General features: G+C 42.6%; 10 protein-coding genes and 1 pseudogene. 7 read left to right on the forward strand and 4 right to left on the reverse strand.

Translation table 11 applies throughout. From position 1 onward, the window contains the following. Positions 1-363: 363 nt before the first annotated feature. Together ED605_RS13220 and ED605_RS13225 are read right to left on the reverse strand one after the other, a co-directional pair. Positions 364-1,334 (reverse strand): annotated as a pseudogene (locus tag ED605_RS13220) (GMP reductase). A gap of 95 nt (positions 1,335-1,429) precedes the next feature. After that, positions 1,430-2,716: an adenylosuccinate synthase gene (locus tag ED605_RS13225; protein ID WP_121979364.1), complete on the reverse strand. Its 1,287-nt coding sequence runs from the start codon at positions 2,714-2,716 to the stop codon at positions 1,430-1,432. Between the two features lie 228 nt (positions 2,717-2,944). On the opposite strand from ED605_RS13225, the gene purB reads away from it, so the two are divergent. The 3 genes from purB (at position 2,945) to ED605_RS13240 (ending at position 6,660) form a co-directional block, all read left to right on the forward strand. Then, positions 2,945-4,240, forward strand: a complete 1,296-nt coding sequence (gene purB / locus ED605_RS13230; RefSeq protein ID WP_121979365.1) for an adenylosuccinate lyase — start codon at positions 2,945-2,947, stop codon at positions 4,238-4,240. A gap of 351 nt (positions 4,241-4,591) precedes the next feature. After that, on the forward strand, positions 4,592-5,368 hold the full coding sequence (locus ED605_RS13235) for an SDR family oxidoreductase (protein ID WP_121979366.1): 777 nt from the start codon (positions 4,592-4,594) through the stop codon (positions 5,366-5,368). A 26-nt stretch (positions 5,369-5,394) separates the two neighbouring features. Then, the gene (locus tag ED605_RS13240) at positions 5,395-6,660 is read left to right on the forward strand and encodes an L-rhamnose isomerase (protein ID WP_121979367.1); all 1,266 of its coding nucleotides are present in this window, start codon (positions 5,395-5,397) and stop codon (positions 6,658-6,660) included. Between the two features lie 210 nt (positions 6,661-6,870). Here ED605_RS13240 and ED605_RS13245 read toward each other — a convergent pair whose 3' ends face one another. Beyond that, positions 6,871-7,857 (reverse strand): LacI family DNA-binding transcriptional regulator, encoded by a 987-nt coding sequence (locus ED605_RS13245; protein WP_121979368.1) that lies wholly within the window; start codon positions 7,855-7,857, stop codon positions 6,871-6,873. A gap of 179 nt (positions 7,858-8,036) precedes the next feature. Between ED605_RS13245 and ED605_RS13250 the strand changes: the two genes are divergently transcribed. The 4 genes from ED605_RS13250 (at position 8,037) to ED605_RS13265 (ending at position 14,175) form a co-directional block, all read left to right on the forward strand. Continuing rightward, positions 8,037-9,413, forward strand: a complete 1,377-nt coding sequence (locus ED605_RS13250) for an SLC45 family MFS transporter (RefSeq protein WP_121979369.1) — start codon at positions 8,037-8,039, stop codon at positions 9,411-9,413. A gap of 57 nt (positions 9,414-9,470) precedes the next feature. Next, complete coding sequence (locus ED605_RS13255) at positions 9,471-11,138, forward strand: glycoside hydrolase family 13 protein (RefSeq protein WP_121979370.1); 1,668 nt, start codon at positions 9,471-9,473, stop codon at positions 11,136-11,138. Positions 11,139-11,509: 371 nt separating this feature from the next. Further along, a complete protein-coding gene (locus ED605_RS13260) occupies positions 11,510-12,781 on the forward strand; it encodes a glycoside hydrolase family 27 protein (RefSeq protein ID WP_121979371.1) in 1,272 nt (423 codons plus the stop codon). A gap of 5 nt (positions 12,782-12,786) precedes the next feature. Continuing rightward, the gene (locus tag ED605_RS13265) at positions 12,787-14,175 is read left to right on the forward strand and encodes an MFS transporter (protein ID WP_121979372.1); all 1,389 of its coding nucleotides are present in this window, start codon (positions 12,787-12,789) and stop codon (positions 14,173-14,175) included. 19 nt (positions 14,176-14,194) lie between these two features. Here ED605_RS13265 and ED605_RS13270 read toward each other — a convergent pair whose 3' ends face one another. Continuing rightward, positions 14,195-14,395 (reverse strand): hypothetical protein, encoded by a 201-nt coding sequence (locus ED605_RS13270; RefSeq protein ID WP_121979373.1) that lies wholly within the window; start codon positions 14,393-14,395, stop codon positions 14,195-14,197. Positions 14,396-14,412: the final 17 nt, after the last annotated feature.

Below are 14,412 nucleotides of genomic sequence, written 5' to 3' on the forward strand. Positions count from 1 at the left end.
GAAAAAAGCGATTCATTGGCAGTTCACAACCGCGGATGCCCGCATTAAATTGCGCTCCTTGTATCCCGATATTACGCTCGTAACTGATTAGTAAATTTTTAAGTATATCAAAGATACGTTACACTAGTGGTCGGATTTATGGTGAGAAACCCGATCATCATTAAGGGGGTGATAATACTTAATAGTAAGGCCTTTTTTAGTGTCATCATGATCACTCCAATGTCTGGTTGAATAAGATATGACAAATCATCAACGTGTTCAACTACACTTAAAAAATACAGCTTAGTCAGTTAAATGTCAATTGCCGGAGACTAAAAAAGTTTCAGCCAAAAGTGTTTAGCTGAAACCCTGATGCTAGGGGAATTAATCTCCATTCAAAATTGAGTTTTTAACAATCACATAATCAACGGTTCGAATGTCTTTTAGCTTTTTTCAACGGCATACGAGATGGATGACTGCAGATCCTGTTGCATTTCAAACAACGTATCTGAAAGTTTGCCCCGATAAGGAACCAACATTTGACGGCCCTCAACGTTGCGATAGGCACCCTTTTGTTTTTCGGATGCCGATCCCCAATACTGTTTGTATTTCTTGCCGTCAATACTGATGACGCTGCCCGGTGATTCTTCATGGCCGGCTAGTAGAGAACCGATCATGACCATTGAGGCACCAAACCGGACCGATTTAGCAATATCACCGTTAAACCGAATCCCACCATCGGCAATCAATGGTTTTCTGGCCGCTTTTGAGCATAGCCGTAATGCTGCCAGCTGCCAACCGCCGGTACCAAAGCCGGTTTTGAGCTTAGTGATGCAGGCTTTTCCGGGGCCAATCCCGATTTTAGTTGCATCTGCACCGGCGTTTTCAATTTCACGAACCGCTTCCGGTGTGCCCAAGTTACCAGCGATTAAGAAACTGTCTGGCAATTTTTCTTTGATGTAGTGGATCATTTGAATGACAAAATCCGAGTGGCCATGTGCGACATCAATTGTGATGTATTCCGGCTTGTGATCATGGGCCACTAGGTCGTCGATAAATTTATATTCATCATCTTTAATGCCAACGCTGATGGAGGCGTAAAGCCCCTTGGCGTGCATCATTTCAATAAACCCTTCACGTTTTTCCGGCTGGAATCGGTGCATAATATAGAAATAATCATTTTCTGCCAGCCAAATTGCCAAGTCATCGTTAATGACGGTTTCCATGTTAGCCGGTACAACCGGAATCTTAAAGGTTCTTGGGCCGAACTTAATGGATGTGTCAGCATCGCGACGGCTCTTGATGATGCATTTATTAGGGATCAATTGAATATCTTCGTAATCAAAAACTTCCATTTATTTGTTACCTCCGAATTATGAGCGGGGTGTGATACCAATGACAAGAAGTTCCCAGATGTCATTGGCATTTTGAATTTTTAGATAAGCTGAACTTAATCTGCCCAAACTTTTTCAACCACGTTGGTTTGTTCCCGATCTGGACCAACGGAAAAGGTGGCCAGCGGAACGTGAACCAATTCTGAGATTCTTTCTAAATAGTGACGGGCGTTATCAGGAAGGTCGGCCAGGGTTTTAGCTTTGGTAATATCCTCGTTCCAGCCGGGTAATTCTTCATAAACGGCTTCACATTTGTTTAGTTCTTTTAAGGTTGCGGGATAGTCGTCAATTTCTTGACCATTTAGTTTGTACGCTACGCAGATTTTCAACGTTTTAATGCCGGTTAAAATGTCCAGGCAGTTTAATGATAAGTGAGTGAAGCCTGAAACTCGAGCTGAATGCCGCAAAACGACACTGTCAAACCAACCGATTCGACGTGGGCGTTTTGTGACCACACCGTACTCGTGACCGACTTCTCGGATATGGTCACCGGTTGCGTCTTTTAACTCGGTTGGGAAGGGACCTTCGCCAACTCGAGAGGTGTAGGCTTTGCAGACACCAATGACATTATCGATGCGATTAGGTCCAATCCCGGTCCCAACCGCTGCACCACTGGCAGTGGGGTTGGAAGATGTGACAAACGGATAAGTGCCGTGGTCAACATCCAACATGACGCCCTGGGCACCTTCAAACAAAACATTTTTGTGGTCATCTAATGCGTTGTTGATTAAATAGGAAGCGTCAATGACGTATGGCCGGATTCGATCCGCATAGGTATTGTATTCATTAAAGATGGTATCAAAATCCAACGGTTCAACATTGTAAATTTTGGTCAGTAACTCGTTTTTAATCTTTAAAGCACTGTGAAGTTTTTCTTCAAAGCTGTCTCTATCGATTAAGTCTGCAATCCTAATGCCGATTCGTTCGTATTTATCCATATAAGCGGGGCCGATTCCTTTGTTGGTTGTCCCGATTTTGGCATCCTTTTTCTGTTCCTGCAATCCATCCAGCAGGATATGGTATGGCATAATCACGTGAGCCCGATTGGAAATCCGCAAATTATCAGTACTGATTCCGTCCTTTTTCAACTGATCAATTTCACTGATTAGGGATTTTGGATTCACAACCACACCGTTTCCGATCACACTGTACTTTTCCTGGTCGAAGATTCCGGATGGAATTAGTTGTAAATGGTAACTTTTGCCATTTAATACAATGGTGTGGCCGGCATTGTCGCCGCCTTGGTAGCGGGCGGTAATATCGGCATTTTGACCAAAGAAATCGGTAATTTTACCCTTTCCTTCGTCGCCCCATTGGCTTCCAACAACCACAATAGATGACATATGAACACCTCTAAATTTTATTGCCGGGAATCAACCCAGCATTTTTAATTTTACCAACTTGCACGGGAATGTCAACAAAAACATTAATGATTTTAAACGTTAAAACGTTCAACGTTCGACTTTAGATTTAAATGCGAACAAAATCTTTCCATATTATATAGAATGTAGCTAAAACGTGAACAATATGATATTATGAGGGTGTTAATATTTATATGGAAAGGATCCATTATGATAGATAGATATTCGTTACCAGAAATGAAGCAGATTTGGTCACTTGATAATCAATATGCTGCTTGGCTAAAAGTTGAAATTGCAATTGACGAGGCTTGGTCAAAGTTGGGAAAGATTCCGGCAGAAGATGTTGAGAAGATTAAAAAGAATGCCAAATTTGATGCCAAACGGATTGCCGAAATTGAAGCCGTGACTCACCATGATATTGTGGCCTTCACCAGGGACGTTTCGGAGTCGCTGGGGCCCGAAAAGAAATGGGTCCACTATGGCGTGACCAGTACGGATGTAGTCGATACCGCTTATGGTGTTCGAATTAAGCAGGCTAATCAGATTATTAAAAAAGACATTGATCACTTTATTGATGTGATTGCCAAACAAGCCAAAAAGTACAAAGACACGGTGATGATCGGCCGGACTCACGGTGTTCAAGCCGAGCCCACAACTTTTGGGTTAAAACTGGCTCGCTGGTATTCAGAAATGAATCGGAATAAACGCCGGTTTGAAACAGCTTCTAAAGAACTGGAAGCGGGACAAATTTCCGGTGCAGTTGGAACGTTTGCCAATGTGCCGCCGTTTGTTGAACAGTATGTTTGTGATTCATTAGGCTTGCACGCTCAGGAAATTACCAGTCAAATTTTACCGCGTGATTTGCATGCCGACTATATTTCAACGTTGGCACTAATTGCGACCAGCTTAGAGGAATTTGCGACTGAAATCCGTGGCCTTCAACGTTCTGAAATCCATGAAGTTGAAGAGCACTTTGATGCCGGTCAAAAGGGATCATCGGCCATGCCCCATAAGAAGAACCCGATTGGCTCTGAAAATATTTGTGGACTGGCCAGAGTGGTTCGCGGTCATATGATTACGGCCTATGAAGATGTCCCATTATGGCACGAACGAGATATCTCTCACTCATCAGCTGAGCGGATTATCATTCCAGACACACTAATCTTGCTGGACTATATGTTGCATCGTTTCTCAAGAATTTTGGAACGGTTAACCGTGTTCCCTGAGCGGATGAAACAAAATATGGGGTTAACCTATGGCTTGATTTACAGTCAGCGGGTGATGTTAAAATTAATTGATTCCGGTATGACGCGTGAACAAGCTTATGATTTGGTCCAGCCATTAACGAAACAATCCTGGGACAAGGGAATTCAATTCCGTGATTTGGTAGAAGGCGATAAGAAGATTACAAATGCTTTAACTGAAGATCAAATTGCAGATGCATTTGATTATCATTATCATATTCGTCACGTGGATGAAATTTTTGCCCGAGTTGGGTTGGAGTAAAATTTTCCTGATTATTACTAAAAAGTAAGACAACTAATTGAATTAAAAACGGGAAGCTTTGATGACTATCGGTTAAAACTGGTGGGAATCAAGGCTTTTCTTATTATTTTTAACTTATTTTAATTAGGGTTGATCCAAGAACCAATTATCATTTATACAGGTTGGCGTTATCAAGAATAAAGATGTTTTATTGTGATTTAAAATTCATTTAAAAATATTTTACAATGCTGTAATATCAACATTTTTAATTTTAGTAAACGAATATTGATTAAAGATTGTGAATATTTTACAATTCAACATGTACCAACGATGATGTTTGTTAATGATTAGAAATCGAAAGGGGTTTGGAAAGTGGGAATTTTAGATCGGCTATCATTGAAAGGTAAAAAAATCTACGTAACCGGTGGTGCCCAAGGATTGGGCAAATCCATGGCTACTGCTTTGGCAGAAGCGGGAGCAGATTTAGCAATTGTTGACATTAATGGTGAAAAGGCTACTGCAGCCGCAAAGGAAATTGCAGATGCTACAGGCCAACAAGTGATCGCAATTAAGACCGATGTGACAGATCCACAGGCCGTCACTGAAATGGTTGATGAGGTAGTCGCAAAACTGGGTGGCTTGGATGTAGCCTTTAACAATGCTGGGATGTCATTACGGATTCCGGCTGAAAAGATGGCTTACAAAGATTGGCTACGGGTCGTTGACTTAAATCTAAATTCGGTTTTTCTTTGCTCACAGGCGGCTGGCCGTCATATGTTAAAGCAGGGAAAAGGATCAATTGTGAATACGGCTTCAATGTCTGCTCATATCGCTAATCGACCACAACCACAAAGTTCATATAATGCAACCAAGGGTGGCGTCCTTCAGCTTTCCCAATCTTTAGCAATTGAGTGGGCGAAACGCGGCGTTCGAGTAAATACTATTAGTCCCGGTTATATGGGAACCGACATGACACTCAAGTCACCAGATTTGCAACCGCTGATTAAGCAATGGGAAGCTTGGTCGCCCCTTGGACGGATGGGAAGACCTGATGAGTTGCAAGGAATCGCCGTTTACTTAGCCAGTGATGCCAGTAGCTTCTCAACGGGTGACGATTACCTAATCGATGGCGGATTTACGCAAGTTTAGTAACGTAGGGCAAGGAGGAGTTCAGTTTGGTTAAGGAAAAAGAAGTTCAACAGGCATATGAAGTTGCCAAGTCGCGTTATGCCGAACTCGGTGTTGATACTGAACAAGCAATTCACCGATTGCAGACAGTTAGTTTATCCATTAACTGTTGGCAAGGGGATGACGTTTCGGGATTCTTGAATCCAAATGGCGAGTTGACGGGTGGAATTGGTGTGAGTGGTCATTATCCAGGTAAAGCCCGAACGCCTGACGAATTAACGGCTGATTTACATGAAGGGCTGTCACTGATTCCAGGGACCCATAAGGTTCAGCTGCACACCATCTATGCGGTAGCCGATCACAAAAAAGAGTTAAATGAAGTCGGGCCTGATGATTTTAAATACTGGGTTGATTGGGCAAAGCAAGAGGGCGTGGGATTGGATATGAATCCAACGTTCTTCTCGCATCCGATGGTTAAACATAATTTTACTTTGGCGAGTCCTGATGAAGCGGTTCGGCGCTATTGGATTGAGGTGGGCAAGCGTTCTCGAGAGATTGCCAATTATTTCGGTGAGTCTTTGGGACAACAAGCAATTAATAACTTTTGGATCCCAGACGGCTTTAAAGATAATCCAATCGATAAGGTTGATCCTCGACGCCGATTGTTAAATTCATTGGATGAAATTTTTACTAAAAAGTTTGACGAGAAGAATACGATTGAATCAGTTGAAGGAAAACTGTTTGGCACTGGCATTGAATCGTATACAGTTGGCTCGCATCTTTTCTATAACAATTACGCAATTAGTCGGCATAAGCTGTGGACGATTGATGTTGGTCACTGGCATCCGACGGAAGATGTTTCAGATAAATTTTCATCATTTTTGTTATTCGGCAAAGGCTTGATGCTCCATGTTTCCCGCCCGGTTCGCTGGGATAGTGACCACGTTGTGATTATGGATGATGCATTGATGCGGATTACCAGAACCCTGGTCCGGGACAACGAGTTGGCTCGAACCAACATTGGGCTGGATTTCTTTGATGCAACGATTAATCGAATTTCAGGTTGGGTTGTCAGCGCCCGAGCAACTCAAAAGGCACTCTTACAAGCAATGTTGGCGCCAATTGATGATCTTAAAAAAGCGGAGTTGAATTTTGACTTTACGCAGCGGCTAGCTGAGACAGAGGAACTTAAATCTTACCCGTTTGGCGCGGTCTGGGATGAATTTTGTCTTCGAAATAATGTCCCGGTAGGGTTGGATTGGCTTAAACCTATTCGAAAATATGAACAGGAAGTCCTGTTTAAGCGATCTTAAAGATATTAAATGGTCAGTATTGACACTAAAAACCGTCATGTGAACTTTCCAAAGAGAGGTGACTTGGAAAATCTAACATGGCGGTTTTTAGTTGCAGAGGAAATAAGACAGGTTGACAATTTGAAAAAGTGTCATACAATAAAGTTACGTAAGCGCTTACGTAATTAAAAATTAGCTTTTTAGTTATTACTCTAATAATCGAATTCGCAACTAAGTGGTTTGACGAGCATCAATTTTAAATGGGACCGTCAAAGTGGTGACCTGATGGGGTGTGGCGCGATTATCGATGAGTTGTCTGACAGCGGTTTTACCCATTGAGGCAAAATCCTGGGTCACACTTGACAATTGTGGACGGGTTTGCTCACATAATTGGGTGCCGTCAACGCTGATGAGTGCGACTTGATCGGGAACTTTGCAGCCGGCGTCGTAAAAGCCGTTGAGTAACCCCCATGAAACTTCATCACTGACACCGATGACCGCGTCAATATCGGTTTGCTGATAATGGTTGGCGGCTTTAAGGCCAGCTTGATAACTGTAGTTTTCTTCAACCAGCCAGTCGGCCTTAAAGTGAAGATGATGGTCGTCTAAAGCACGTTGATACCCCGAAAACCGCAACCTGGTGACGTAATCCCGGGTCACACTTGGACTCACAAAGCCGATTCGTTGGTGACCATGATTGATTAGATAGCTGGTTGCCTGATAACCAATTTCGTAATCGTCAGATGACACGGATGACACGGTGTGATTAGTTGCGTCACCGATTACCTGGGGGAAGACGTTGGCCCGATTCAGCATCTCAATCATCTGTGGACTAGGGTGGGTTGAAATAAATTGCAGGGCAAAGACTCGCCGTTCGATCATATCCCGAATGATTTTGGTGAGGCCAGCTGGGTCATTTTGCTGAGCAATCATCAAAATGACGTCCAAATGATGTTGCTTGGCTTCAAGCATCGTATTTCGAATGATCAGATCGTTAAAATTAGTTTCGAAATCGGTATAAATAATGCCAATGGTGTTATTGCTTCGGCTGGCTAAATCTGAAGCTGAACGATTTTTGAAATATCCCATTTCATCGGCGATTTTAGTAATTCGTTCGGCGGTTGCTTGACTATAGCCGCCTTGGTGATTAAGCACTCTGGAAACCGAAGCGGTAGAAATGTCGGCAGCTTTTGCAATATCTGAAATTTTAACTTTCAATGGCTCGTCATCCCCGTTTATCATTAATAACTTAATTATACATGATCAACATGGATCGATAAGCTAAATTTTAGTTTTAATGATTGGCTGGCTAACAGGGGATAGCCAATTCAATTGATTTAAGTCAAATTAGTCAAAAATGTAACCGCTTAACTTAATTTATAAGGGGGAATTTAATAATGAAAGTTGCATCTAACGAAGGAGAAATTGTCTCTCACCCATCAACACAGACAAAAAGCCAGCATTTACCGCGATTAAGCCGCCTGACCATCTTTGCGATGACCTTTGGCTTCTTTGGGGTCAACATGGCCTTTTCACTTCAGCAATCCCAACTGGGGCGAATCTTTCAAACCATTGGCACTGATCCGAATAAGTTAGGCTTCTTCTTTATTCTGCCACCACTTGCAGGCATGGTGATTCAGCCATTAATCGGTAAATATTCTGATCAGACGTGGAATCGCTTCGGACGACGGATGCCTTACCTGTTAATCGGTGCGCCGGCCGCTGCCATCGTGTTGATTTTGTTGCCCAATGCCGGTTCATTTGGCTTTGGGTACGGCTCGGCCGCTGCCTTGTGGTTTGCAGCCGTTGCGACACTTTTTATGGATCTAACGTCCAATGTTTGCATGCAGCCGTTCAAGATGGTGATTGGTGACATGGTGAATGAGGATCAAAAAGATCTGGCCTGGTCGTGGCAGCAGTCTTTCTCAAACCTGGGTGGTGTCGTTGCCACACTCATTCCGTTTATCTTGGCATTTATTGGGATTCCCAACGTGGCATCCAAAGGGGAAGTTCCACTGACCGTTCGCATTGCATTTTATTTAGCTGCCGCAATCTTATTGCTGACATCGATTTTGACGATTATCAAGGTTCACGAATACAATCCTAAGCAGTATGCTGCTTATCATGGATTAGATGTCAATCAACAGGCGGATCAGCCGGGATTATTGCAATTATTAAAAGAGGCCCCAAAAGTTTTCTGGGAAATTTCAATTGTCCAATTTTTCACTTGGTTTGCGATTCTATATTCTTGGACCTATGCGACTGGTGCGATTTCACTTAATGTTTGGCACACCAGTAATCCAGCTTCGGCAGGCTATCAAGCGGCTGGAAATTGGTTTGGCGTCTTGACCTGCATTCAGTCAATTGCGGCCGTCCTGTGGGGATTACTGGTGCAATCTCATACCCAACCAAGTCACCGAAAATTCTGGTATCAAGTTGGATTGGCAGCTGGGGCGGTTGGCTTCATTTCGATCTTTTTCATCCACAGTAAATATTTGTTGATTATCCCGTTTGTTTTGATTGGGATTACCTATCTGGTGATGAACACCCAGCCGTTTTCATTGTTGACTGAAGCTTTGAATGGTCGCCATGAAGGCTCCTATTTAGGCTTATTCAACTGCAGTATCTGCCTGCCACAAATTGTGGCTTCGGTGGCCAGCTTTTGGATTTTTCCGCTGGTTGGCCACTCGATGCCGGGAATGTTTCTGGTTGGTGGTATCTCGTTGATTTTGGCGACACTGTCGGTTCGTTTGATTCATTCAAAATTTGATTGAAATTAAGCAGGTTCCGCATGATAATCAAACTAGAAAACGAAGATAAGGAGAATTGACATGACACATAAATGGTGGCAAAGCGCAGTGGTTTATCAGATTTATCCAATGAGTTTTCAAGACAGCAATCAGGATGGTATCGGGGATCTACCAGGAATTACCAGCCGCTTGGACTATCTTCAAAAGTTGGGGGTTGACGTGATTTGGCTTAACCCGATTTACCGGTCACCCGATCAAGATAACGGTTACGATATTGCCGATTATCGAGCAATTAACCCAAAGTATGGCACGATGACCGATTTTGACGCGCTATTGGCGGCTACGCATGCGCATGGGATGAAACTGTTGATGGATTTAGTGGTCAATCATACGTCAGCTCAGCACAAGTGGTTTCAAGAAAGTCAAAAATCAAAGGACAATCCGTATGCTGACTACTATATTTGGCGTGACCCGGTTGATGGTCACGAACCAAATAACTGGCGATCAGCTTTCAGTGGCCCGGCTTGGACCTATGTGCCGGCGCGTGGTCAGTATTATTTGCACCTGTTCGCACCGGGGCAGCCCGATTTGAATTGGGAAAATCCTAAAGTTCGAGAAGAAGTCTTCAACATTGAACGGTTTTGGCTGGATAAGGGCGTTGATGGTTTTCGAATGGACGTGATTAATTTAATTGCCAAACCGGCAGGACTACCGGATGTTCCGGGAACCCCAACGGCTGGGACCACGTTAAATTTTGTCGCTGATGGGAAGCGTCTAAACGAATTTTTACGACAAATGAATGCTGAAGTTTTGTCGCACTACGATGTGATGACGGTTGGTGAGATGCCAGGATCAACGCCGGAAGACGCGATTAAATACACTGGGTTGAATAGTCATGAACTAAATATGGTCTTTCAATTTCAGCACGTTAATTTAAGTCCCAACCCGGATGTACGAATCGGGAAATGGTACGATCAGCCAGTTAAGCTAACTGACTTGAAAGTCGCTTTAAATCGTTGGCAGAAGGCCCTTGATGGTAAAGGCTGGAACAGCTTGTACTGGAATAATCATGATCAACCGCGAGCCGTTTCCCGCTTTAGTAACGACGATCCCGAGTACCGTGTCCGGGCAGCGAAAATGTTAGCAACTACACTTCATATGATGCAAGGCACACCATATATTTATGAAGGTGAAGAAATTGGGATGACCAATGCCCATTTCACCCGGCTTGATCAATATGAGGATTTAGAGTCCATTAATATTTATCACGAGATGGTTGATCACCGAAAACTGGTTGACGGACCAACCATGCTAAAGTACATGGCTAATATCTCTCGAGATAACGCTCGAACCCCGATGCAGTGGACGGATGGGGAAAACGCCGGCTTTACCAAAGGGAATCCATGGTATGCCTTAAATGCTAATTATCCGGCAATTAATGTTAAACAAGCCTTGGCAGATCGCACATCGGTTTTTTATCACTATCAAAAGTTGATTCAGTTGCGGCATGAAACAGATCTGATTAAATATGGCACGTTTGAGGAACTTGATCCAGCCGATAACCAAGTTTACGCTTATCGACGCCATTATCAGGGGCAGACATTGTTAGTGATCAGTAACTTCACCGATCAAACCGTTACCCGCGATTATCAGCAGCGCGAAGCTGGTCAACTGTTGATTAGTAATTATCGGGATGATCGGGGAACCCAATTGCGACCGTACGAAAGTAAATGTTACTTGTTTAACTAATACTACAAAGTAAAAGTATCACTAGTCGTCATCACTTCCGAAAAATAAGGAAGTTGGTGTTGGCTAGTGATACTTTTTTCTTTAAATTTAATAGAAATGGATGGTCAAAAGTTGATCAGTTAATGATTAATTTTTCTGAGTTTTGAGAAATGTCACTTTTATACACTAAACCTACAGATTCGTGTGACATTTTAGCACTAAATCTACTTTTGATGACGTTGAAACCGGTTTCTTTGCTGTATTAACATATAATTGTGAATCACATAAGGACAATGAGGTACGGGTAATCATAAATAAAAAGGGGTGCATCAACGGTTTAATAAATTGACTAATGATGGGTAATCAGAAATTTTGGAGGGGTTGAATTATAAATGGAAAAGTTTAGACAATTCGCCGAAGTGCCGCCCAAGGGTTGGAATAGTTGGGATGGCTATGGGGCCTCAGTTCGTGAAGATGAAGTCAAGCGAAACGCTGATTATATGAGTCAGCACTTAAAACAATTTGGCTGGCAATATATTACAGTTGATATTCAATGGTATGAGCCCACAGCCGATTCGTCAAAATATCATAATTTTGCGCCGTTGGTCATGGACGAGTACTCACGATTAGTACCGGATGCAAAGCGGTTTCCTTCAGCTGGAAATGGTAACGGTTTCAAGCCGCTGGCTGACTATATTCACAAATTGGGACTTAAATTTGGGATTCATATCATGCGTGGCATTCCGCGTCAGGCAGTGCATAATGCCACACCAATTAAAGGGACGAGTAAAACTGCGCGCGACATTGCGTTAAATAACGTTTGCCCATGGAACTCAGATATGTATGGTGTCAATACAGACATGCCGGAAGGCCAGGGATATTATGATTCGTTATTGGCACTGTATGCTTCCTGGGGCGTTGATTTTATCAAATGTGATGATATTGCTAATTCCGTCATTTATAATGGGACGCTTAAGAAAGAAGTTGAAGCGTTAAGAAAAGCCATCGATAAAACCGGCCGTAACATTGTATTGTCGTTGTCGCCAGGTCCGGCGCCAGTTGAAAATGGGGCTTTTTTCCAGCGTAATGCCAATATGTGGCGAATTACGGATGATTTTTGGGATGAGTGGTCACTGCTTTTAAACATGTTTGATCGAGCCGAAAAATGGTCAGCCATGTCACGCCCAGGAAATTGGCCGGATTGTGATATGTTACCACTGGGACATATTGGGATTCGTTCAGTTGACGGGCCTGGCGGAAATCGACAAACCCGTTTTACCAAGTCTGAACAAAAAACTATGATGACCCTTTGGACAATGATGCAGTCACCATTAATCATGGGCGGAGAGTTGCCAGATCTTGATGAGTGGACGACCAGCTTACTGACTAATCAGGAATTGTTAAAAATGGATGATCAAATTACTGAAAAATATCAAACTTATCGGGATGCCAAACTTATCACGTGGCATGCGGAAAGCTTACAGAGCAAGTACGATGCAATTTTTAATATTTCAGATACTGAATTGCAACTGACTGGTGCCCAATTTGTTGCTTTGGGATTACCACTAACTGGCCATGATATTTGGCAGAACAAAGATGTTGAACTTTCGAAAGATCAGTCAATTAAAATTGAGTCGCATGATGTTTATTTACTAAGGAGTTGATAAAAATGGCTGAAAATACAGCAATGAAAGTGAAAAATGAGAAGTTTCCAGCGGGTTCATCCCGCAAAAAAGTTGGTGTTCTTGAAAAGTTAAGTTATGCTAACTTGGACTTTTCAGGACAACTGGTTGCAACGGTAGTCAATAGTTATTTAATGTATTTCTTTACTGATGTCGCCTTAATTTCGGCTGCTTCGACCGGACTCATTTTGTTAATCGCTCGAGTAGTAGATGCCGTTGGTGCGCCAGTGTGGGGAACATTTATCGATATGACCCATTCAAAATACGGCAAAGCACGACCCTATTTCCTGTGGTTGGCGTTACCTTATGCGGCCAGTGGTATTCTGCTATTTTGGGCACCCAGTTTAAGTACGTCTGCTAAAGCTTTATATTGTGCAATTGTTTACATGATTTATGGTGTTTTGTATTTAGGGATCAACGCACCAATTACTACGATTTTACCGTTGATTAGTTCCAAGCCTGACGAACGGGTTGTATTGAACTCTTGGCGGATGGTTGGTTCAAATTTAGGTGTGTTTGTCGTTAATTCATTAACGTTACCATTAGTTGCTTTCTTTGGTGGTGGAAATGATGTTGTTGGTTTTCGAATTTTTATTGTCATTTTTGCCTGCTTGAATTTAGCTGGAACGTTGTTCTCATTTGGCCACGTTCGTGAACGGGTTATTGTGCCAAGTAGCCAGCGAGTTACTTTAAGAAGAAGTATCCATGCCATGAACAAAAATTGGCCATGGTTCATTATTGTTGGGGGTAATTTCCTATTTTGGGTGGCACAACAAGGCCGTCAGCAATCAATGGTTTATTACTTCACGTATTACTTCCACAATAAAGGATTTGTGACATTATTTAACTCAATTGCGATCATTCAAGTACTTGGCGTCCTTTCCATTCCATTCCTGAACAAGTTGATGTCTAAAAGCCATATCTGGGCCTCAGGATTAGCAATTGCTGTAATTGGCCAATTTATCATTATGTTTTCTGGTTTAAATCCAGTTGGCGCAATTGTCGGCTGGCTGGTAGCTAATGTTGGGTCCGGAATTGCTGTATCGATGCCGTTTGCGATGTTAGGCTCTGCTGTTGATTACGGTGAATGGAAAAATGGCGTTAACGCAGCTGGCATTTTGACTACGATCGGTTCAGCATTCTGTATGTCAATGGGCCAAGGACTGGCTGGCGCTTTGAACGGTAAAATTATGTCAGCCTTTGGCTACGTGGCTAATCAGGCGCAAACTGCCCATGCGTTAATTGGGATCAAGCTTTCCTTTAACTGGGTCACAATTTTAATGTATGGAGTTGCAATTGTACCGGCACTTCTTTATTTCCACTATGAAAAGATGGAAAAGGATATTACTAAAGAACTTTCTAAGACTCGAGCTTAAAATTAGCTTGTGTGGTCAATTAAAAAGAGTGGGTAATCAGCGATTGTGCTGGTTGTCCACTCTTTTTTAAGAAGTCGTAATTTAATGATAGCGAAGTTTGAATTGGTTGGCCTTCTTGGTGATGTTTTTGAAGCATTGAGTAACCAATGAAAAGTGCATCTACAATAATAATGATTAGTAATAGAAACAAAAAATTGCCATGTTTTTTTGGATGATTCATTTTTAAGCCTCCAAAGA

Origin of the sequence: Lentilactobacillus raoultii, from assembly GCF_900411375.1 — a bacterium.
Taxonomy (GTDB): Bacteria; Bacillota; Bacilli; order Lactobacillales; family Lactobacillaceae; genus Lentilactobacillus; species Lentilactobacillus raoultii.